Source organism: Prauserella sp. PE36 (genome assembly GCF_003311655.1).
Taxonomy (GTDB): Bacteria; Actinomycetota; Actinomycetes; order Mycobacteriales; family Pseudonocardiaceae; genus Prauserella_A; species Prauserella_A endophytica.
Map to the genome: position 1 here is coordinate 44,687 of NZ_QEQT01000063.1, position 20,726 is coordinate 65,412.

Consider the following 20,726-nt stretch of genomic DNA (forward strand, 5'->3'; position numbering starts at 1 on the left):
CCTGATGCGGCAGATGCTCCCCCCGCGCGAACCGCAGTTTCAAAGACGGGGAAGGGGGTGGAGTCGTTACAACCGTCCCAAGTGGATCAAGCGGCGCCGGTTCGCCCTGCCAGCCATGGATAACGTGTCGTGTCTTTACCCGCATAGTCGGGATCCAGGTAAATGAACACCCGTTGGATCAACCAGTCCCGGATCTCGAAGACGTCGCACCACCGTCCCGCGCCCCAGTCCGGAACCCCTGCGCGCCAGGGCCCGTCCCGGTGCTCGCCGTAGCTCGTCCCCTCGGCGACGATCGTGTCACCGCCGGAGAAGACCCAGTTGAACGTGGCGTAGTCGTGCCGGATCGACTTGATGGTGCCCCCGACGTCGGTGAACAGCCTGCCGATCTGGTCCCGGCCGGTGGCCAGGCCCCACTTCGGGAAGTAGACCTGCGCGTCCTCGGCGAACAGGTCGAGGATGCTCGCCCCCGTGCTGGTGGTCCCGCCGTTGTCGAACGCCTTGAGGTACTCCAGCGCCACGGACTTGCGCTGCTCGTCGGTCATCACCTGCGTGGTCAGTGCCATGGTCGCTGCTCCTTTGCAGCTACTCCGCACCGCGCGCCTGCTCGCGCAGCACGTACTTCTGGATCTTGCCGGTGGAGGTCTTTGGCAGTTCGGTGAACGTCACCGACTTCGGCGCCTTGAACCGGGCGAGTCGCGCCCGCACGTGTTCGATGATCTCCGCCTCGGTCGCCGAAGCACCGTCGTGCAGGGTCACGTAGGCGGCCGGCACCTCGCCCCAGTGCTCGTCGGGCACCGCGATGACGGCGGCCTCCAGCACGGCGGGATGCTCGGCGATGGCCTGCTCCACCTCCACCGAGGCGATGTTCTCGCCGCCCGAGATGATCACGTCCTTGCTGCGGTCCCGCAGCTCCACGTACCCGTCGGGGTGCAGGACGCCCAGGTCGCCGGTGCGGAACCAGCCGTCGGGGGCCGCGCGCTCGGTCGCCTCGGCGTCCTTGAAATAGCCGAGCATGACGTTGTTGCCGCGCAGCGCGATCTCCCCGACGGACGCGCCGTCGGCGGGCACGTCGGCGCCGTCGGCGTCGACCACCCGCACCCGGCAGGAGATCATGTTGCCGACGCCCTGCCGCGCCTTGAGCCTGGCCTGCTCCTCGACCGCGAGCCCGTTCCACTCCGGCCGCCAGTCGCAGATCATCGCGGGCCCGAACGTCTCGGTGAGCCCGTAGAGGTGGGTGACCTCGAAGCCCAGCTCACCCATGCGCCGCAGGATCGCGGGGGACGGCGGAGCGCCACCCGTCGCCACGTGCACCGTCCGCTCCAGCGGAGCCGCGTCCGCGGCGTACGCCAGCATCGACAGCACGGTCGGCGCGCCGTTGAGGTGTGTCACGCCCTCGTCGCGCAGCAGCCGCCAGACGAGCACTGGGTCCACCTTCTCCAGGCACACATGCGTGGCCGCGGCGGCCGTCACCGCCCACGGGAAGCACCAGCCGTTGCAGTGGAACATCGGCAGCGTCCACAGATGCACGGCCGACGGCGACAGACCCGTGTGGCCGACCATCGCGAGTGCCTGCAGGTAGGCGCCCCGATGGTGGTACATGACGCCCTTCGGCCTGCCCGTGGTGCCCGACGTGTAGTTGATCGAAAGCAGCGCCCGCTCGTCACCGGGCACCTCCGCACGCGGGGTGGCCGAGGCCAGCAGCCGCTCGTACTGCTCGCCCGCCCTGACCACTGCCGGCGGCGCGGTGAGACGGCCCAGCGCGTCGGCGACGAGACCGTCGAAAGCGGGATCGTGCACCAGCACCCCGGCCTCGGAGTGCTCCAGTATGTAGGCGACCTCGGCGGGAGCGAGCCGGGTGTTGATCGCGACCAGCGGGGCCCCTGCCCACGGGACACCGAAGTTGGCCTCGAGCAGGACGTGGGTGTTGGGGGCCAGCACAGCGACGGGCCTGCCGTTCGCGAGCCCGGCGAGGGCGCCCGCGAGGCGGCGGCAACGGTCGTGCAGCTCGGCGTAGGTCCAGCGAGAGGCGCCGTCGACCACCGCGACGCGGTCGCCGTGCGCCGAGGCCGCCCGATCGAGAAACGACACCGGTGTCAGCGGCTCGAACGAGAGATCACGCACCATCCTCCGAGCTTCGACCACCGGCCACGCCCTGGTCAACGGCCCTCGCGGAACGCCCCCGAGGACCGCCAGAGGCCGCGAGTGGAAAGTCGCGCCCGAACCAACCGGGTTCAGGCGTTTACCTCGCGCACTCGGGGCAATGCTCGGCGTTCCGAATCTCCCAACCTGTGCAGGAGGGCGAATGTTTCACCACACGAAGAAGCTGCAGTTCGAGGCGAGGCCCGAGCAGCCGGACCCGGTCTACGCCCGCAAACTCCAGGAGCTCGTCGGCGGCGCGTACGGCGAGATGACCGTGACGATGCAGTACCTCTTTCAGGGCTGGAACTGCCGCATGGAGGGGAAGTACAAGGACCTCATCATGGACATCGCGACCGAGGAGATCGGTCACGTCGAGATGATCGCGACCATGGTGGCGAGACTGCTCGAGGGAGCGCCCGCGACCGAGACGGCCCGCGCCGTGCAGGACCCGGTGATGGGCGCGGTGATCGGCGGGATGGATCCGCAGCAGGCGATCATCGCGGGCGGCGGTGCGCTGCCGCACAACAGCCAGGGCGTGCCGTGGAACGGCGGCTACATCGTGGCCAGCGGCAACCTGCTGGCCGACTTCCGCGCGAACGTGGCCGCCGAGGCGCAGGGCAGGCTGCAGACGGCGCGGCTGTACAACATGACCGACGACCCGGGCGTCAAGGAGATGCTGAAGTTCAACCTCGCGCGCGACACCTACCACCAGAACATGTGGCTGGCCGCGATCGAGCAGCTCAAGGAGGACGGGCTCGAAGACACCGTCGCCCCGAGCGCGCTGTTCGACGAGGAGTTCTCCGAGCACGCCACGAGCCTGTGGAACCTGTCGGAGGGCAACGACTCCGCACAGGGAGCGTGGGCGCGGGGCACCGCGCCCGACGGGCGCCACGAGATGGGCATCGTGGAGCAGCCCGAACCGCTCGGCGGGCCCGGCACCACGCCGCCGCCCGACCCCGAGCTGTTCGCCACCTACGACGGCACCGACCGGCCCGCCGACCCCAAGCTGAGCGGCGTCAAGGGCATGGTCGGCAGGCTCAAGGAGAAGGCGACGTAGACCACGTGGGGATCACCCCTCGGCGACGAGGGGCTCCAGCGTCAGCTCCGGGTTCTGCCGCACCAGGATGCGCATCGCGATCTCGTCCTCGAACAGGGCGAGGGCGACGCCGTCGGCGCGGGTGAGCACCTCGCTGCGCCTGCCCGAGTCCACCAGCGCGCGCTGGGCGGGGTCGGGCAGGCGCCGCACCGCGCTGTAGGGCAGCCGGTCGAGCCGCACCGGTGAGGAGAACTCGTGCTCCATGCGGTGTGCGGCCACCTCGAACTGCATGGGGCCCACCGCGGCGAACACCGGGGACGCGTCGCCCCGCAGGTCCGATTTGAGCAGCTGCACCACGCCCTCGGCGGCCAGTTGGTCGACACCCCTGCGGAACTGTTTCGCCCGGCTCAGGTCGGCGGGCCGCGCCACGGCGAAGTGCGCGGGCGCGAAGCTGGGCAGCCCGGGGAAGCGCACGGGCGGCTTGCCCGCGAAGAGCGTGTCCCCCACGCGCAGGGCCGACGCGTTGACCAGCCCGATCACGTCACCGGGGTACGCCTTGTCCACAGTGGAGCGTTGCTGGCCGAAGACCTGCTGCACGTACTTGGTGGCGAACGGCCGCTTCGTGGTGGCGTTGGTGACCACCATGCCCCGCTCGAACTCGCCCGAGCACACTCGCGCGAACGCCACCTGGTCGCGGTGGGCGGGGTCCATGCCGGTCTGCACCTTGAACACGAACGCGGAGAACTCGGCGTCGAGCGGCCTCGGCTCGCCGTCGGCGTCGATGCGGGGCGCCGGCTTCGGCGCGAGGTCCACCAGCAGGTCGAGCAGGTGCCGGACGCCGAAGTTGAGCACGGCGGCGCCGAAGAGCACCGGTGTCGCGGACGCGTCGAAGAACCGCTCCGGCTCGAACTCGCCGCCCGAGGCGGCGAGCAGCTCCCACTCCTCCGTCGCGCGCACCCAGTCCTCGCCCTGTTCGGCCTCGGCGGTCGCCGGGTCGAGCCGGGTCTCCGGCGCGGCCGTGGCGCCGCCGTCGGTGCGCTGGTAGCGGATGAAGTCGCCTTCGGGGACGTCGAGCACGCCCCGGAAGTGGCCTGCCGCGCCGACCGGCCAGGTGAGCGGCATGGGCTGCAGCCCGATGCGCTCCACCAGCTCGTCGCAGAGCTCCAGCGCCTCACGGCCGGGGCGGTCCCACTTGTTGATGAAGGTGATCACCGGGATGCCGCGGTGGCGGCAGACGTCGAAGAGCTTCAGCGTCTGTGGTTCGAGGCCCTTGGCCGCGTCCAGCAGCATCACCGCGGAGTCGACCGCGGAGAGCACGCGGTAGGTGTCCTCGGAGAAGTCGGCGTGGCCCGGGGTGTCGAGCAGGTTGATCACGCAGTCGCGGTAGGAGAACTGCAGCGCTGCGGAGGTGATCGAGATGCCGCGGGCCTTCTCCATCTCCATCCAGTCCGACACCACGCCCTGGCGCCCGCCCTTGCCGTGGACGGCGCCGGCCTCGTTGATCACCTTGGCGTGCAGGGCCAGCGCTTCGGTGAGGGTGGACTTGCCGGCGTCGGGGTGGCTGATCACGGCGAACGAGCGCCTGCGGTCGGCCTCTGTGAGAATGGACATCGTTTGGCGAGTTTACGCTCACGTCACGGTAGAGCCCGCTCCGAGTCGTTCCCGCAGGGTCGCGGCCAGCGCCTCCGCCGTCGCGAGGTCGGCCTTGAGCTCCCGGCAGCGCCGCTCGGCCGCCTCGCTGAACGCGACCAGGCGCCCGCGTTGCACCTCGCTCAGGGGCACCGCGCTCTCGGCCTCCGGATGGAGTAGTTCCAGCAGCTCGCGCATCTCCTCGAGTGGGAAGCCGAGCGGTTTCATGCGCTTGATCAGCTCCAGCCGCGCAAGGTCGGCCTCGGTGTAGAGCCGGAAGCCGCCCTGGCTGCGCGCGGTGGGCTTCACCAGACCGACTTCCTCGTAGTAGCGGATCGTGCGCAACGACAGACCCGTGCGGGCGGCAGCCTCGCCGATCTGCATGTGCTCGCCCACGTGACGACCTCACTTCCGCCTGCCACCGATTCCTCAAACGGTACAGGCTCGGGTGCGCAGCGTGCACAGCAAATCCACCGTCCACTATGGACACGGTCTCACGTCGCGAGATGCGGCGAGGGCGGCCACCTTTCGTTAACGTTAAGGTAAGATTCCCTCCCGTGACTCCTGAACGCTTCGCGTCGGTGCAGGCGTACAACGACGCGTACCCCGGCTGCCCGATTCCCACCGAACCAGGCGTGCGGCACAGCCTCCGCGGCTACCACGCCGCGATGCGCGGCGTCGCCGACGATGTGGCGGGCACGGAAACCACGTTGACGATCGACTTTCTGCCCGGTGGCGCGCCGGCGCCCGAGCAGCAGGACCGCATCGGCAACGTGGTCGCGAGCCGCTGGGGCGAGGGTCCGGTGCTGGTCCTCGCCGAGCAGGTGTCGCTCAGAACGGCGTGGAAGGCGATCACGGACCGGTGGCCGACCCGCCTCTCGGACGTCCAGGCCGCCCTCTCCGACACCCCTGCCGACGTTCCCCCAAGGCCACCTTTGTTGCGTTGAATGCGCCCACCCGTCTCCCACCGCCCAGCTGGAGACGCTCCGCGTCGCCTTGGGGGCGGGGAGCAGCTGTCAGGACTCCGTTGACACCGGGAGAACGGCGGGACCGCGGAGGTTGATGCGGCCGTTCCACTCCACGTCGCCGTCGAGGCGCAGGTCCGGGAAACGCGTCACCAGCCGCTCGAAGACGACCTCGCCCTCCAGCCGCGCCAGCGACGCGCCCAGGCAGTGGTGCACACCCGCGCCGAACGACACGTGGTGACGCGCGCCCTCGCGGTCGACCCGCAGCCGGTCCGCGTCCGGACCCCAGTGCCGCTCGTCCCGGTTCGCCGAGGCCAGCACCGCCAGCACGAAGGCGCCCTTGGGAATCTCGACCCCCTCGATCGTCATCGGCTCCAGCGTGATGCGCCTGCTCTCCTGCACCGGACTGTCGTAGCGCAGCAGCTCCTCCACCGCGCCCGGCACCAGCGCCGGGTCCCGCACCAGCGCCGCGTACTGCGACGGCTCGCGCAGCAACGCGAGCGTTCCACCGCCGAGCAGGTTGACGGTCGTTTCGTGGCCCGCGATGTAGAGCAGCAGCACCTGCGCGATCAGCTCGTCGTCGTCGAGGACGTCACCGTCCTCCTCGGCGTTGATCAGCGCGGTGAGCAGGTCGTCGGCGGGGTTGCGCCGCTTCCACGCGATCATGTCCGCCGCGATCTCGCCGAGCTCGGTGTTGGCGTTCTCGATCGCGCGCAGCATCTCCGGGTCCACGACCGGTTCGAGCGAGCGGACGAGCAGCCCGCTCAGCTCCCGCACCCGCAGGTGGTCGGTGGGCGGCGTGCCGAGCATCTCCGCGATCACCGCGAACGGCAGCGGGAAGGCCAGCGCGGGCACGAGATCGACCCGCCCCCGCTCGGCGATGTCGTCGAGCATCCCGTCGACGAGCTCGGCGATCCTCGGCCGCAGCGCCCGCACCGCGCGCGGGGTGAACGCCTTCGAGACGAGCTTGCGCAGCCGGGTGTGGTCCGGCGGGTCACGGTCCAACATGGACAGTCCACCGACGCGCGGTGAGCGGTCGCCGTAGACCTCCTCGCGCAGGTGGCTGAGCGGGCCCGGCGCGACGTTGCGCTCCTCGACCGACGCGCCGGAGCGCAGCAGCGCCGAGACGTCGGCGTAGCGCGTGACGGTCCAGAAGCCGAGCGGGTGCTCGTACACCGGCGCCTCGTCGCGCAGCAGCGCGTACTGCGGGTACGGGTTCTCGGCGAAGCCTTCGGCGAACGGGTTGAACAGCGGAACGTCCTGGCCGGGCAGCGTGCTCTCTGACATGCGGACTCCTTTTCGGACACCTCACACGGGCTGGGCTCGGCGAGGCGGAGCCGGATCGACCCCGGTCGCCGCGAACACGGATCGGCGGAGCCGGGCCTCGCCCGCCGCGAGGGCCGGATGACCGGCACACGCGCGCAGCACACCCCAGAGCGCCCGGTGGGCGCGGCCTGCCTCGGCGAGTGTGCGCCGGACGTCCCGCTCCGGGCTCGCCGAAGGGTCCTCCAGCACGAGGTCGAGCCGGGCGTAGACGGCCTCGTGGCAGCGGCGCTGCACGTCGAGCAGGAACGCCGCGAGCTCGCCGTACTCGGCGACGATCTCGCTCTCCCAGCCGGTCAGCGCCTCGTTTCCCAGCCGTTCCACGTCAGCGGCGACGGCGTGGACGAGGCGGTGTCTCCGGTGGACCTGCTCCCATCCGCCCATGACCTTCTCCCTGTCGGTCACATACACCGTGTATGTCGATAGACTCAGCGTATGCCCCCTGTCAAGAGTCGCCGGGAGATGTACTCGGACGCCACGCGCGCCGCGCTGCTGGAGCAGGCGACCGCGTTGTTCGCCGAGCGCGGTTTCGCCGCGACCTCCCTGGAGGACGTCGCCGCCGCCACGCAGGTCACCCGCGGAGCCGTCTACCACCACTTCGCGAACAAAATGGCTCTCTTCGAGGCGGTGCTCGACGAGCAGGAGACGCGCGCGATGGGCGAGATCGCCTCGGCCGCCGCGGGAATCAGCGACCCACTGGAGGCCGCGACGAAGGCGCTCGGCGTGTTCCTCGACCAGTGCTGCGAGCCTGTCTACGGCAGGCTGTGCTGGCAGGAGGCGCCGACCGCGCTCGGCTTCGCACGCTGGCACGAGTACGAGCAGAAGTACGCGTTCGGCCTGGTCGAGGGCTTCGTCGAGGCCCTGATGTCGGCGGGCTACCTACCGCGCCAGGCCCAGGAGACCACCACGCAGTTCTTCTTCTGGATGCTCGGTGGCGCGGGGATGGCGCTCTCCCGCACCGAGCCGGAGGACAGGCGAAGGGTGCGCGACGAGTGGTACGAACTCATGATCCGCTCGCTCAGCGGGCTGCGGCCCTGACGCGCCTGCGCTTCACGACGAGCACTGCCACGGCGGTCACCACGATCAGGCCGAGCAGCACCCAGCTGCCCGCGCCGACGAGGCTCTCGAGCCGCCTGGCCGCCTCGCCCGCCGCGGTGCCGATTCCGATGTGGAGCGCACACCACGCGGCGGCCCCCACGGCGACCGCGGGCAGGAAGCGGCGCAGCGGCAGCCCGGACGCACCGGCCGCGGCGGGCAGGAGGGTGCGCAGCACCGGCAGGAAGATCGCCACGAGCACGGCGGCCGAACCCCGTCGACGCAGCAGGTCCGTCGCCCGGTCCCAGGCCTCGGCGCCGTGCTTCTCCACCACCTTCGTCTGCCGCAGCCGCGGGCCGAACCGCCTGCCCAGCAGATAACCCACGGTGTCGCCCGCGATCGCGCAGACCGTGGTGACCAGCCACATGATCAGGAACTTGCCCGTGCTGTTGGCCGTGGTGCCGAGGATCAACAACCCCGTCTCGCCGGGAGTGATGAACCCGAGACCGAGGGTGGTCTCCCCGAAGACGAGCAGGCCCGCACCCGCCGTCACGCCTGCCGGAGGCAGGCTCTGCAGCCAGTCGAGGAGATCCGTCACCAGTGCCATGTCCGCCAGCGTGCCGTCACGCGCCGATCTCGACAGTTGCTGATCGGCAACAAACGACCATGCCGAAAGTCAAAGTTGGCTAGGGTCGCCCGGTGGACCGGAGTGAGCTCGCGGCGATCGCCGAGCAGACCGACCGGATCGTGGCCTCGGGCCGCTACACCAGTGCCTCGGGCTCGACCGTGGACATCGCACCCGCCGTGTTCGAATCCGTGCGGGGCACCCGCCTCTACCTGCCGGAACAGACCACCTCGCCGCCTGATCCGCAACCGGGTGCCACAACGCGGATCGAGGTCGCCGGGTGTTCCACGCTCGCGGCCGCGCGGCGGCTCACGCACGAGGGCCCCGACGAGCCCGCGTGCCTGAACTTCGCCTCGGCCCGCAAGCCGGGCGGTGGCTACCGCACGGGCGCGCGGGCGCAGGAGGAGAGCCTGGCCAGGGCCTCCGGCCTCGTGCGGTGCCTCGAGTCGGCGCCCGCCTACTACGAGCACCACCGCGAGCATCGCGACCCGCTCTACACCGACCGGATCGTCTACTCGCCCGGCGTTCCGGTGTTCCGCGACGACGAGCACGCCCTGCTCGACGAGCCGTACCAGGTGGCGTTCCTCACCGCGGCGGCGCCGAACGCCACGGCGGCCAGCGACGAGCAGCGCGCCCGGATCCCGCCCGTCCTGCGCGAGCGCGCGGCGAAGGTGCTCACGGTCGCCCATCACAACGGCCACTCCCGCCTGGTGCTGGGCGCGTGGGGCTGCGGCGTCTTCGGCAACGATCCGCGTCTCGTGGCCGGGACGTTCGCCGACCTGCTGGCCAAGCCGTTCGCGGGCTGCTTCACACACGTGGTGTTCGCGGTGCTCGACCGGCCGCCGCACGAGACGCTGAGCGCGTTCCGGGAGGCGTTCCAAGGCTGATCACTCGCGCCGACGTACTAGAACGTGTTCTAATGCGCTTGGCGAGAGGAGTCAGCGTGCGATACGGCGTCGTGTTGTTCACCAGCGATCGCGGCATCACCCCGGCCGCCGCGGCGCAGGCGGCTGAGGCCGCCGGGTTCGACTCGTTCTACGTGCCCGAGCACACGCACATCCCGGTGAAACGGGAGGCAGCGCACCCCGGCACCGGTGAAGCGAGCCTGCCCGACGACCGGTACCTGCGCACGCTCGACCCGTGGATCGCGCTGGCGACGGCGGCGTCGGTGACCACCCGCATCACGCTCGCGACCGCCGTCGCGCTGCCGGTGGAACACGATCCCATCACGCTCGCCAAGACCATCGCCTCGCTCGACCACCTCTCCGGCGGCCGCGTGGTGCTCGGCGCCGGGTTCGGGTGGAACGTCGACGAGCTGACCGATCACGGCGTGCCGCGAGGAAAACGGCGCATGATGCTGCGCGAGTACGTCGAGGCGATGCGCTCGCTGTGGGAGCACGACGAGGCGAGCTACTCCGGCGAGTTCGTGACGTTCGGGCCGAGCTGGGCGTGGCCGAAACCCGTGCGGGGTCCCAACGTTCCACTGCTGATCGGGGCTGGCGGCACCGAACGCACGTTCCGCTGGATCGCCCGCACCGCCGACGGCTGGATCACCACGCCGCTGGAGCACGACCTCGCGGACAAGGTCGCCCTGCTGCGCCACGAGTGGCAGGAGGCGGACCGGCCCGGCGCCCCGGAGGTGGTGGCGCTGGCGGGCAAACCCGATGCCGCGCGGCTCGACACGTGGCGTGCCCTCGGGGTCACGGAGGTCGTGTTCGGGCTGCCGGACCGGTCCGAGCCCGAGGTCGCCGGCTACATCGCCAAGCTCGGCGGCAAGCTGGGTCTCGGTCAGCCCCAGCCCGCGTAGTCGAGCGCCACCTTCAGCCTGCCCGGCGCGGGCCTGCCCGCGAGCGTGAACGCCTTCACCACGTCGGCGACGTCGAGAACGTGGGTCACCAGGCGTTCGGCGAGCGACGGCTCGCGGGCGAGGTCCGCCAGCGCATGCGCGAGCATCCGCCGCCGGTCCAGCGTCAGCCCGCCGATCAGCCGCAGATTGCGTCGCACCACGGCGGTCAGGTCCACCGGATACGTTCCCGCGCACGGAATCCCGAAGCAGTACACCGTGCCCTCGTCGGCGACGGCGGTGATCGCGTCGGCGAGCGTCGCCGTCTGGTGCCCGACCGCCTCGATCACCACGTCGGGCCGCGGCGTGACCATGGCCGCCCAGTTGGTGCTGTCGGCGACCACCACTTCGTCGAGTCCGTAGGCGCCGGCCAGCGGGGTGCGGTCGACGGGGTCGACGCCGGTGACGTGCGCGGCGCCGCGCTGCCGCAGCAGCCACGTGAACAGCAGGCCGATGGGGCCGAGACCGAGCACGGCGACCCGCTTGCCGCGAACGTCGCCGAGCTGGCCGACGGCGTAGTGCGCGCACGCGAGCGGTTGCGCGACCACCGTGGCCGCCGTGAACGGTAGTTCGGGCGGGAGCACGCAGAGCCCCGCACCGTCGCTGACCACCAGCTCGGCCAGCCCGGTGGACGCCGAGGCCCAGCCCACCACGCGGTCGCCTTCGGCGAGGCCGGGATCACGCGACGCCCTGACCTCGCCGGTGATCTCGTGCAGCGGGAACCCCGTCGGCGGCACGCCCGCCCCCGGCCTGCCGCCCGCGCGGAAGTACGGCAGGTCGCTGCCGCAGACGCCGCCGTGGCGCACGGCCACGAGCACCTCGCCCTCGCGCAGGTCCCGCGGCGCCGCGACCTCCGCGTGCTCCAGCGTCGAGGGACCCGTCAGCCGCACCGCCCGCATGCCGGCGTCAGCCCTTGACCGAGCCCGAGGCCATTCCCTTGACGAGGAAGGGCTCCAGGAACACGAACAGGATCAGCATCGGCACCATCGACATGATCCCGGCCGCCATGAGCCCGCTCCAGTCCACGCTGAACTCGCCGATGAACGAGGCGATGCCGACGGTGATCGTCCAGTCGCTGGGGTTGGGCATCAGCGTGCGCGCGAAGAGGAAGTCGCCCCACGCGAGGATGCAGGCGTAGGTGAACGTGGTCGCCAGCCCGGGCCGCAGCAGCGGCACGATCACCTGCCACAGCGTGCGGAGCCTGCCGCAGCCGTCGATCATCGCCGCCTCCTCGATCTCGGCGGGGATCGCGTCGACGAAGCCCTTCATCAGCCACGTCGTGAACGGCACGGTCGCGGCGACGTTCACGAGGATCACCGCCCACAGGTTGTTGATCATCCCCGCGGAGGCGAAGATGACGAACACCGGGATGATCAGCAGCGTCCCCGGCAGCATCCGGCTGAACAGCAACGTGAAGCCCATCGCCTGCTGTGCCTTCGTGCGGAACCGCGAGAGGCTGTAACCGCCGAGCGTGCTGATCACGATCGAGATCAGCGCGGTGCCGAACGTGACCAGCGTCGAGTTCCACAGCCACAGCCCGATCGGCCTGCTCTCCAGCACCTCGCCGTAGGCGTCGAGGCTCGCCGAGTCGGCGGGCGGCACGAGCGGCGGCGAGGACGTCAGCAGCTCCTTCGACGGCACCACCGACGTCATGATCATCCAGTAGACCGGGAAGAGCAGCACCACCAGCACGGCGAGGCTGATCGCCAGCAGACCCCACTGCTGGGGCGTGCGCCTGCGCGAGAGCACCTTGCTCATCAGTTCATCCCCTCTCGCACCGAGCGGCCCGCCATGAGCAGCAGCGCACCGGCGATGACCATCGTGACGACGCCGATCGCGGCCGAGGCGCCGAACGTGAAGTACTCGAACGCCTCGTTGTAGATCCGCACAGCCAGCGTCGTGGTCGCGTCGTCCGGACCACCGCCCGTGAGCGGGAAGATGAAGTCGAACTCACGGAACACGCCGACACCGGTGATCACGATCGCGAGCGCGGCCGGTGCCCGCAGCGCGGGCCACGTGACGTAGCGGAACTGCTGCCATGCGCTCGCCCCGTCGAGCCGTGCGGCCTCGTAGAGGTCACCCGGGACCGCCTGCAGCGCCGCGACGAGCACGAGCGTGAAGAACGGGTAGAACTTCCACACGGTCGGGATGATCACCGCGGTCATCGCCGTGTCGGAGCTGGCGAGCCATGCGACGTTCTGCTCGATGAGGCCGACCGAGCGCAGCAGGTAGTTGATCACACCGAACGAGCCGTCGAGCATCCAGCTGAACGCCGCGCTCACCGCGACACCCGGCACCGCCCACGGCAGCAACGCCAGCGGGCGGACGATCCGCTTGCCGGGGAACGTCTTGTTCAGCAGCAGCGCGAGCCCGAGCCCGATCGCGAACGCCGGAACCACGACGCCGACGGTGTAGACGATCGAGCGCCAGATGTCGCCGAGCAGCTGCGGGTCGGTGATCACGTCGGCGTAGTTGCCGAGCGTCAGCGGGTACTGGCCGAGGTTCTGCAGGTCGGCGATCTCGCCGCCGCGGAAGCTCAGGTTGATCGCGATGTAGATCGGGTAGGCCATGAGCAGCCCGACCGCCGCGATCGTCGGCGTGAGCATGCCCCACGCGAAGATCCGGTCGCGCTGTGCGCGCGAGCGCCGCCGCTTCGGCGGGCTCGGCCGGGTCGTCCGCGCGGGGGCCAGCACGTCAGTCATCACCGACTCCTTCGAGGTCACGCTGCAGCGACTGCGCCACCCGGGCGACCGGGAGGTCCGTGGCGATGAGGCGGATGGCCGCCGCGGCGACGGCGTCGCCGACCCGGCCGTAGTTGCGCCGCAGCTGCGGCGACTCGGGGAAGATGTCCACCGCCTCGTCGGCGAGCCGGGCGAACAGCTCCAGCTCGGGCGTCTCGGCCAGCGCCTGCTCGGTGACCGAGCCCTCCCTCGGCGCCGGCACACCGGTGAGCTGCGTGTACCGCTCCTGCCAGCGCGGTTGCGAGGCCAGCTCGACGAAGTCCCACACCGCGTCGGCCACCTCGGGCTCGGCACCGGCGGGGATGTGCAGGCTGTTGCTGACCCCGCCGGGCACGACGTCGAACGGCGGCGCGGTGACCTTCAGGTGCTCGCGCACCTCGGCCGAGGCACCCTCCACTTCGGACAGCAGGAACGGGCCGTCGACGAGCATCGCGATCTGTCCGTTGAGGAACAGCTCGTTGCGCTGCTGCGACTGGATGCCGGGTGGCGCGGTGGCGAGCACCTCGCGGTACTGCTCCAGCGCCGTGCGCGCCCGTTCGGTGTCGGCGGTGATCTTGCCGTCCGGCTCCGACCACGACGCGTGGTTGCCGACGAGGAACGACGTCAACTCGGTGTAGTTGTCCGGGTTCTGCACCGTGGTGGCGCCGAAGCCGAACGAGTCGCCCTGCTTCGCCGACACCGCACGCGCGGCCGTGAGCAGCTGTTCCGGCGTCTTCGGTACCTGAACTCCGGCCTGCTGTAGCAGCTGCTCGTTGTAGAACAGCGCGTAGCCGTAGCCCAGCAGGAGCAGGCCGTAGTAGTGGCCGTCCCACTTCATCTGCTCCTGCAACGGCGTCCACGTGCGCAGCACGTCGGTGCCCGCGAGCCGCTCGTCCAGGGGCGCGAGCCAGCCGCGCGCGGCGAACTCGACCGCGTTGCTGGAGGGCAGGTGCACGATGTCCGGCGGGTCGCCCGCCGCGAACCGGGTGGTCTGCTGTGCGACGAAACTGTCGAAGGGCACTTGGTAGAAGTCGATGTCGACGTCCGGATGCGCGTCCTCGTAGGCGGCGATCAGCTCGTGCCAGAACGGCGAGAAGGACTCGTCGTCTGCCTGCCAGGACGGGAACTCCAGTACGAGCTTGCCGTCCTCCGTGGACGGTCCACACCCGCCTGCGGCGGCGAGCAGCACGGCGGCGGCCGCCACTGCCAGCCCGCGCCTGAGCTTGCGGTGCAACGCGATCATGTTCACTCCGTTGTGGACTGTGCTGGGCCGGATCAGCGCGGCCAGGCGCGCGCGAACCGTTCGGCTCGCGCGGTGAGCTCCACCCAGTCGCCCTCGGCGACGAGGTGGGCGGAAACGAGTGCGGACCCGGCGGCCACCGCGCAGGCGCCTGCCGAGGCCCACGCGGCCACGTGGTCGGCACGGACGCCGCCGGTCGGGATGATCTTCAGGTCGGGCATCGGCGCGAGCAACTCGCGCACGTAGCCAGGTCCGACGGACGAGGCGGGGAAGAGCTTGAGGTAGTCGGCGCCCGCCTGTGCCGCGGAGTCGAGTTCGGTGGGCGTGAGACCGCCGCACATCACGGGTACGCCCTCGGCGCGGGCGGTGTCGAGCACGGCGGGCTGGAACGTGGGCGTGACGAGGAAACGTGCCCCGGCTGCGATGGCGTGGCGCGCGTCGGCGGCGGTGCGCACCGAGCCAGCGCCCACCACGCCGGAGCCCTGCTCGCGGTCGCGCAGCGCGCGAATGGCGTCGGCGGCGCCCTCGGTGGTGAGCGTGACCTCGACGGCGTGCACGCCGCCACGCCACAGCGCCTCGGCGGCCTCGACCGCTCCGGTCGCGTCGGGCAGCCGGATGATGCCGATCACCGGTGTGGCGGCGAGCGCGGCGGCGACGGCGCCGGTCATCGGCCCGTACCCACGCCCACCGGGTGGCTCGGCCCGATGTAGCCGAGTCCGATGCTGATCGAGTCGGCGACCTCGATCGCCTTGCGCCCGAGCTCGACCTCGCGGTTCGGCAGATCGATCGCCGACAGCGGTCCGGAGATCGAGATCGCGGCCGTCACCGTGCCCGAGCCGTCGAGCACCGGCGCGGCGACACACGCCCGCCCGAGCGCCAACTCCTCGCGCTCGATGGCGTAACCGCGCTCGGCGACCGTCGCCAGGTCCGCGTCGAGCGCGTCGTGGGTGGTGAGCGTGTGCTGGGTGTAGCGGGGCAGCTCGGGCAGCAGCTCGCGGCGCCGGTCCGGCGTGAGCCCGAGCAGCAGGCACTTGCCGATCCCCGTGGCGTGCAGCGGGTTGCGCTGGCCGAGCAGCGTGTAGGACTTCGGCGCGAGCGTGCCCTCGAAGTTGCACAGGTAGAACAGCGACGCCCCGCGCCGGACCGCGACGTTGGCGCCGAGGCCCAGCGAGCACGCGAGGGCCTGCGCGTGCTGGCGTGCCTCGCGGTGCACGGAGTGCTGGTTCACTGCGGCGCCCGCCAGCGAGATCACGGCGGGGCCGAGCCGGTAGAGCGAACTGACCTCGTCTCGCTCGACGTATTCGAGTTGTTCGAGCGTGGCGAGCAGGCGGGAGGCGGTGGACTGCCCGACGCCCGCGCGCTGCGCGACGTCGGAAACGCGCAGGTCACCGCGCCCGTCGAGGAACGTGGCCAGCACGGCCGCCGCCTTCTCGACGCTCTGGTTCATCCCCTGATCGGTCGCCATGCCGCCCTTTCTCGCTGGTTTGCATCACTCATGCAATATGTGGAAGTCTTACGCACATGCTGCATGGAGTCATCCAGATGGCGCATCTCGCATGAGAATCACGGCGGTAGAGACGTTCGTTCTGAAGCTTCCGGCCGAGGAGGCGTACCTCGGCCGCCTCACCGACGGCAGCGCGCCCTCGGCCGGCTACCAGGTCCGCGAGCCGTGGCGGAGCCTCTACTCCGACCGCTACGAGACGCTGCTGGTGCGGCTCACCGCGGAGGACGGCACCACCGGCTGGGGCGAGGCGCTCGCGCCCGTCGCCCCCGAGGTGCCTGCCGCGATCGTGGACCTGCTGCTCGCGCCCGTACTGAGGGGCGCGGACGCACGCGCACCGCGTCCGGCGTGGTCTCGGCTGCGCGACCTCATGCGCGAGCGCGGCCACCTCGTCGGTCACCAGGCCGACGCGCTGGCCGCCGTCGACATCGCGCTGTGGGACCTCGCGGGCAAGCTCACGGGGCGGACCGTCGCGGAGCTGCTCGGCGGCGCCTTCCGCACCCGGGTGCCCACCTACGTCTCCGGCCTCCCGAAGCCCGATGACGAGGGCAGGGCCGAGCTGGCGCGCGAATGGGCCGCTCGCGGCGCCACGTCGGTGAAGCTGCACCTCGGCCACGGTGTCGCCGCGGACCTCGCCACGGTCGACGCCATCCTCGCGGCCGCGCCGGAGCTGCGGATCGCCGTCGACGCGCACTGGGCGTACTCGATCGACGAGGCGCTTCGGCTCGCCGACGGCCTCGACGAGCGCGACTGCTGGTTCCTGGAGGCACCGCTCGCGCCGGAGGACGTCACCGCGCACGCCGAACTGGTCGCCCGTGCGTCGATTCCCGTCGCCGTGGGCGAGGCCCTGCGCAACCGTTTCGAGTTCGCCCAGTGGGTGACGGCCCGTGCCCTGCGCATCGCGCAGCCCGACGTCGCCCGCACCGGCATCACCGAGGCGATGGCCATCGCCGAGGTGTGCGCCGCCCACCACGTGCCCGTCGCGCCGCACCACTCGGTGGGGCTCGGCGTGGCTGTCGCGGCGGGACTCCACGTCAGTGCGGCCGTGGAGGACCTGCCCGCCTTCGAGTACCAGCCCACGTCCGTGCGGGTTGGCGAGCGCATCCTCGCCCGTCAGCTCGCGGTGGAACCGTCCGCCATGTCCCTGTCCACCGGTCCCGGGCTCGGCGTCGAGGTCGACGCCGAGGCCGTGGCAGCTCTCGCCAAGGAGTCCTGACCCGATGCCGCACGCCGTACACGGTCTCGTGCCCATCCTCGCCACCCCGTTCGACCAGGACGGATCGCTCGACCTCGCCGGGCTCGCCCGGCTCACCGAGTTCCAGCTCGCCTCCGGGGTCGACGGCGTCGCGACGTTCGGCATGGCCAGCGAGGGCTTCGCGCTCACCGCCGAGGAGCGGGAGCGGATCCTCACCACGATCACGGACGTCGTGGCGGGCGCTGTGCCCGTCGTGGCCGGCGTGAACGGAACCTCCACGGTCACCGCCCTGGAGCAGGCCCGCGCCGCCGAGGACCTCGGCGCGCAGGCGCTGATGGTGCTCCCGCCGTTCCTGGTCAAGCCCAGCGCCACCCAGCTCGCCGACTTCTACGGCGACGTCGCGGCGGGCACGTCGGTGGAGATCATGGTGCAGGACGCGCCGGGGGCAACCGGTGTCGCGATGCCGCCGCCGCTGATCGCCCAGCTGTGCGAGCTGGACCGGATCACGTCGGTGAAGGTCGAGGCGCCACCGACCGCACCGAAGGTCGGCGCCGTCGTGGAGCGCGTGCCCGACACCGTCGCCGTGCTCGGCGGCCAGAACGCCCAGTTCGTGCTGGAGGAGTACGCCCGCGGTGCCATCGGCACCATGCCCGCGTGCGAGTTCCCCGACCTGCTCGCCCCGGTGCTGGCCGACTTCACCGAGGGCAGGCGCGCCGAGGCCCGCGCGGCGTTCGCGAAGCTGCTCCCGCTGGTCCTCTTCGGACTCCAGTCCGGCATCGCGTGGGCCGTGCACAAGGAGGTACTGGTGCGGCGCGGGCTAATCGAGCACGCGACGGTGCGACTGCCCGCGGCGCCGCTGGACAAGGCGAGCAGGCAGAGCCTGCACGCGATCCTGGACGAGCTGCCGCTGAAGGCGGGCTGAGTTGGGCGTAGACGTGGTCGGCATCGGCGAGCCGATGGTCCTCGTGCAGCCCCCGGCTGGCGGGACGCTCACGACCTCGCCGACGTTCGAGGTCCACGTGGCGGGCGCCGAGCTGAACACGTGCGCCGCGCTGTCCCTGCTGGGCAGGCGGGCCGTGCTGTGCACGCGGCTCGGCGACGACGCGTTCGCGGACCGCGTCGAGCACGCCGCCGCCGCGCTCGGCGTCACCCTCGACGCCGAGCGGGACCGGACGAGACAAACCGGGCTGTTCGCCAAGGACGCGCTGCCGGACGGCGCGCGCCGCGTGCGGTACTACCGCGCAGGCTCGGCGGCGTCGGCCCTCGATGTCGCCGACGCCGTGCGGGCCCTGCGGCACCGGCCGCGCGCGGTGCTGGTGTCCGGGCTGACGGCCGCACTGGGCCCCGGCCCGGAACGCCTCGTCCGGCACGTCGCGGAGCACGCGGCCGCACACGGCAGCCGCCTCGTCGTGGACGTGAACCTGCGCCCGGCACTCGACCCGGAGGGCCGCGCCGTCCGCACTCTGTCGGCGATCCTCCCCCACACCGACCTGCTGCTCGTGGGCACCGACGAGGCGGAACCCCTGTTCGGCACGGCGGATCCGGCCGAGATGGTGCGCAGGGCAGGGGTGGGCGAGGTGGTGGTCAAGGGCGGGCCCGACGGCTGCTGGTGGACCGCCGGCGACGGCACGCTCCACCACCAGCCGAGCCTCGCGACCGAGGTGGTCGACCCGGTCGGCGCGGGCGACGCGTTCGCGGGCGGGTACCTCGCGACGCGACTCGCCGGCGGCGCTCCCGGTGCCGCCGCGTGGCTCGGTTCCCGCCTCGCGGCAGACGTCCTCGCTCACACGGGGGACACGGCGGGCCTGCCGGACCGCGCCTCGGCCGCGAAGCTGCTGGCCGAGGCGTTACGGCGGGATGCTGTGCGATAACTCGCAACGGACGTTTCGCATGACGTCGCCGGCTCCCGGGTAGCCGCGCCGACAGGCCTGTGTCGACGTGGAAGGGAGCATGGTGGCGAACTGGTTCAACGAGAACTCCAGCGCGCTGATCTCCGGCGCGATCAACATCGCGATCGTGATCGTGGTGGCCGTGATCCTGCGGGCGCTCGTCGGCCGGGTGATCGACCAGCTGGCCCGGCGGATGGTCAGCTCGCGGGAACGGCTGCACCGCACCAAGATGGCGACGCGGATCGTCAAGAGTGCCGACCAGGCGCGCAGAGAACGGCAGCGGCAGCGGGCGGAGACGATCGCCTCGGTGCTCAAGAGCGTGGCGACGTTCGTGATCTTCGGGATCGCCTTCGTGACCATTCTCGGCCAGGTGGGCATCAACATCGGACCGATCATCGCCAGCGCCGGCGTGGTGGGCCTCGCCATCGGCTTCGGCGCGCAGAGCCTGGTGCAGGACTTCCTGTCGGGGATGTTCATGATGATGGAGGACCAGTACGGCGTCGGCGACGTGATCGACGCCGGCGACGCCGTGGGCACCGTCGAGGCGGTGACCCTGCGCATCACCAAGATCCGTGACCTCAACGGCGGGCTGTGGCACGTGCGCAACGGCGAGATCATGCGCGTCTGCAACATGAACCAGGACTGGGCCAACGCCGTGGTGGAGCTGCCCCTGGACTACACGGTGGACATCGACCACGCGAAGGACGTCATCCAGCGCAGCATCGACGAGTTCGCCGAGCACCCGGCGTACGCGCCGAAGATCCTGGAACGCCCCGACATCAACGGGGTCGTCGGCATCGGCAACGGCGCGGTGACGGTCCGGGTGCTGGTGACCACCCAGCCCGGCGAGCAGTGGTCGCTGGGCAGGGCGCTGCGCGAGCACCTCAAGTCCGGAATGGACGAGGCGGGCGTGAAGGTGGCGTACCCGGTGCTGCCGCTCACCGGCGCCGGAGCGACCCAGTCGGGCTGAGGTCGTCCCGGCGCCGGAGCGGATCAGACGAGGTTGGCGTAGACGATGACGTTGTCCTCGTAGCTGTGTTCCTCGCCGTCGAACACGCCACCACACGTGATCAGGCGCAACTGCGCCTTGTCGGTGTTGCCGTACACCGCCTCGGTCGGAAACTCTTCCTTCGGCACCTGGATCGAGCGCTCGACGGCGAAAGTCAGCTCCTCGCCGTCGCTGCGGCGCACCTTGATCTCGTCGCCGGGCACCAGCTCGTGCAGCCGGGCGAAGATGCCGGCCTGCTTGTTGCCGTCGACGTGCCCGAGCACGATCGCGGGCCCGATCTCGCCCGGCACGGGCGAAAGCCGGTACCAGGCCGCCTGCATCGGTTCCTTCACCGACGGCACGGCCATCGCCCCGTCCTTGGTGACGGCCACCGAGATCAGCGACGAGTCGGCGCCGATCTTCGGGATCGTCACCTGCGTCGGCCGGAGCTTGTCGTAGGGCTTCGTCACCGGCACCGACGTGGTCGGCTGGGGCGCCGACTCGGGTGCGCCCGACGAACCACAGCCGGCGAGTGCGAGTGAGGCGAGCAGGGCGGCCGCGAGCACGCGGCCGCCCCGGAACTGCGAACGCATCAACG

Annotated in this window: 23 protein-coding genes; 9 read left to right on the forward strand and 14 right to left on the reverse strand. The window is 71.2% G+C overall.

Features of this window, described 5'->3' with window-relative positions; all coding sequences use genetic code 11:
• Positions 1 to 86: 86 nt before the first annotated feature.
• Positions 87 to 563, reverse strand: a complete 477-nt coding sequence (locus tag DI005_RS15880) for a nuclear transport factor 2 family protein (protein WP_112266301.1) — start codon at positions 561 to 563, stop codon at positions 87 to 89.
• A 19-nt stretch (positions 564 to 582) separates the two neighbouring features.
• Positions 583 to 2,124, reverse strand: a complete 1,542-nt coding sequence (locus DI005_RS15885; protein ID WP_233520157.1) for an acyl--CoA ligase family protein — start codon at positions 2,122 to 2,124, stop codon at positions 583 to 585.
• A gap of 178 nt (positions 2,125 to 2,302) precedes the next feature.
• Here DI005_RS15885 and DI005_RS15890 point away from each other — a divergent pair, with 178 nt between their 5' ends.
• On the forward strand, positions 2,303 to 3,196 hold the full coding sequence (locus tag DI005_RS15890) for a manganese catalase family protein (protein WP_112266299.1): 894 nt from the start codon (positions 2,303 to 2,305) through the stop codon (positions 3,194 to 3,196).
• A gap of 12 nt (positions 3,197 to 3,208) precedes the next feature.
• On the opposite strand, the gene DI005_RS15895 is transcribed toward DI005_RS15890, so the two are convergent.
• Entirely contained in the window at positions 3,209 to 4,786 is a 1,578-nt protein-coding gene (locus tag DI005_RS15895; RefSeq protein ID WP_113642655.1) for a peptide chain release factor 3, read from the reverse strand.
• Positions 4,787 to 4,804: 18 nt separating this feature from the next.
• Positions 4,805 to 5,188 (reverse strand): MerR family transcriptional regulator, encoded by a 384-nt coding sequence (locus DI005_RS15900; RefSeq protein WP_112266798.1) that lies wholly within the window; start codon positions 5,186 to 5,188, stop codon positions 4,805 to 4,807.
• A gap of 173 nt (positions 5,189 to 5,361) precedes the next feature.
• Here DI005_RS15900 and DI005_RS15905 point away from each other — a divergent pair, with 173 nt between their 5' ends.
• Complete coding sequence (locus DI005_RS15905) at positions 5,362 to 5,751, forward strand: hypothetical protein (protein WP_112266295.1); 390 nt, start codon at positions 5,362 to 5,364, stop codon at positions 5,749 to 5,751.
• A gap of 69 nt (positions 5,752 to 5,820) precedes the next feature.
• Here DI005_RS15905 and DI005_RS15910 read toward each other — a convergent pair whose 3' ends face one another.
• Complete coding sequence (locus DI005_RS15910; RefSeq protein ID WP_112266293.1) at positions 5,821 to 7,056, reverse strand: cytochrome P450; 1,236 nt, start codon at positions 7,054 to 7,056, stop codon at positions 5,821 to 5,823.
• Positions 7,057 to 7,077: 21 nt separating this feature from the next.
• The gene (locus tag DI005_RS15915) at positions 7,078 to 7,497 is read right to left on the reverse strand and encodes a hypothetical protein (protein WP_113642656.1); all 420 of its coding nucleotides are present in this window, start codon (positions 7,495 to 7,497) and stop codon (positions 7,078 to 7,080) included.
• Between the two features lie 30 nt (positions 7,498 to 7,527).
• Here DI005_RS15915 and DI005_RS15920 point away from each other — a divergent pair, with 30 nt between their 5' ends.
• Positions 7,528 to 8,130, forward strand: coding sequence for a TetR/AcrR family transcriptional regulator (locus DI005_RS15920; RefSeq protein WP_112266289.1), 603 nt, complete (start codon positions 7,528 to 7,530; stop codon positions 8,128 to 8,130).
• On the opposite strand, the gene DI005_RS15925 is transcribed toward DI005_RS15920, so the two are convergent.
• Entirely contained in the window at positions 8,111 to 8,734 is a 624-nt protein-coding gene (locus tag DI005_RS15925; protein ID WP_113642657.1) for a DedA family protein, read from the reverse strand. The two genes, DI005_RS15920 and DI005_RS15925, sit on opposite strands and share 20 nt — an antisense overlap.
• 92 nt (positions 8,735 to 8,826) lie before the next feature.
• Here DI005_RS15925 and DI005_RS15930 point away from each other — a divergent pair, with 92 nt between their 5' ends.
• Together DI005_RS15930 and DI005_RS15935 are read left to right on the forward strand one after the other, a co-directional pair.
• Positions 8,827 to 9,639 carry a TIGR02452 family protein gene (locus tag DI005_RS15930; RefSeq protein ID WP_199542836.1) on the forward strand — a complete coding sequence of 271 codons (813 nt, stop codon included), beginning with the start codon at positions 8,827 to 8,829 and terminating at the stop codon, positions 9,637 to 9,639.
• 56 nt (positions 9,640 to 9,695) lie between these two features.
• Positions 9,696 to 10,559, forward strand: coding sequence for an LLM class F420-dependent oxidoreductase (locus DI005_RS15935; protein WP_113642658.1), 864 nt, complete (start codon positions 9,696 to 9,698; stop codon positions 10,557 to 10,559).
• On the opposite strand, the gene DI005_RS15940 is transcribed toward DI005_RS15935, so the two are convergent.
• From DI005_RS15940 to DI005_RS15965, 6 genes are read right to left on the reverse strand one after another with little or no spacing between them, the layout of a single operon-like run.
• Complete coding sequence (locus DI005_RS15940) at positions 10,541 to 11,494, reverse strand: zinc-binding dehydrogenase (protein WP_113642659.1); 954 nt, start codon at positions 11,492 to 11,494, stop codon at positions 10,541 to 10,543. The genes DI005_RS15935 and DI005_RS15940 overlap by 19 nt on opposite strands.
• 7 nt (positions 11,495 to 11,501) lie before the next feature.
• Complete coding sequence (locus tag DI005_RS15945; RefSeq protein WP_112266282.1) at positions 11,502 to 12,353, reverse strand: carbohydrate ABC transporter permease; 852 nt, start codon at positions 12,351 to 12,353, stop codon at positions 11,502 to 11,504.
• A complete protein-coding gene (locus DI005_RS15950; protein WP_113642660.1) occupies positions 12,353 to 13,297 on the reverse strand; it encodes a carbohydrate ABC transporter permease in 945 nt (314 codons plus the stop codon). The genes DI005_RS15945 and DI005_RS15950 overlap by 1 nt, the downstream gene beginning before the upstream one ends.
• Positions 13,290 to 14,558 (reverse strand): ABC transporter substrate-binding protein, encoded by a 1,269-nt coding sequence (locus DI005_RS15955; protein WP_113642661.1) that lies wholly within the window; start codon positions 14,556 to 14,558, stop codon positions 13,290 to 13,292. The genes DI005_RS15950 and DI005_RS15955 overlap by 8 nt, the downstream gene beginning before the upstream one ends.
• Positions 14,559 to 14,590: 32 nt before the next feature.
• A complete protein-coding gene (locus tag DI005_RS15960; RefSeq protein ID WP_112266276.1) occupies positions 14,591 to 15,223 on the reverse strand; it encodes a bifunctional 4-hydroxy-2-oxoglutarate aldolase/2-dehydro-3-deoxy-phosphogluconate aldolase in 633 nt (210 codons plus the stop codon).
• Positions 15,220 to 16,020, reverse strand: coding sequence for an IclR family transcriptional regulator (locus DI005_RS15965; protein ID WP_113642662.1), 801 nt, complete (start codon positions 16,018 to 16,020; stop codon positions 15,220 to 15,222). The genes DI005_RS15960 and DI005_RS15965 overlap by 4 nt, the downstream gene beginning before the upstream one ends.
• 91 nt (positions 16,021 to 16,111) lie before the next feature.
• Between DI005_RS15965 and DI005_RS15970 the strand changes: the two genes are divergently transcribed.
• The 4 genes from DI005_RS15970 (at position 16,112) to DI005_RS15985 (ending at position 20,110) form a co-directional block, all read left to right on the forward strand.
• Positions 16,112 to 17,272: a mandelate racemase/muconate lactonizing enzyme family protein gene (locus tag DI005_RS15970; RefSeq protein WP_113642663.1), complete on the forward strand. Its 1,161-nt coding sequence runs from the start codon at positions 16,112 to 16,114 to the stop codon at positions 17,270 to 17,272.
• A gap of 4 nt (positions 17,273 to 17,276) precedes the next feature.
• The gene (locus tag DI005_RS15975) at positions 17,277 to 18,173 is read left to right on the forward strand and encodes a dihydrodipicolinate synthase family protein (RefSeq protein ID WP_112266270.1); all 897 of its coding nucleotides are present in this window, start codon (positions 17,277 to 17,279) and stop codon (positions 18,171 to 18,173) included.
• Between the two features lies 1 nt (position 18,174).
• A complete protein-coding gene (locus DI005_RS15980) occupies positions 18,175 to 19,122 on the forward strand; it encodes a sugar kinase (protein WP_147263850.1) in 948 nt (315 codons plus the stop codon).
• Between the two features lie 79 nt (positions 19,123 to 19,201).
• On the forward strand, positions 19,202 to 20,110 hold the full coding sequence (locus DI005_RS15985; RefSeq protein WP_113642665.1) for a mechanosensitive ion channel family protein: 909 nt from the start codon (positions 19,202 to 19,204) through the stop codon (positions 20,108 to 20,110).
• 23 nt (positions 20,111 to 20,133) lie between these two features.
• On the opposite strand, the gene DI005_RS15990 is transcribed toward DI005_RS15985, so the two are convergent.
• Complete coding sequence (locus DI005_RS15990) at positions 20,134 to 20,721, reverse strand: class F sortase (RefSeq protein ID WP_113642666.1); 588 nt, start codon at positions 20,719 to 20,721, stop codon at positions 20,134 to 20,136.
• Positions 20,722 to 20,726 lie beyond the last annotated feature (5 nt).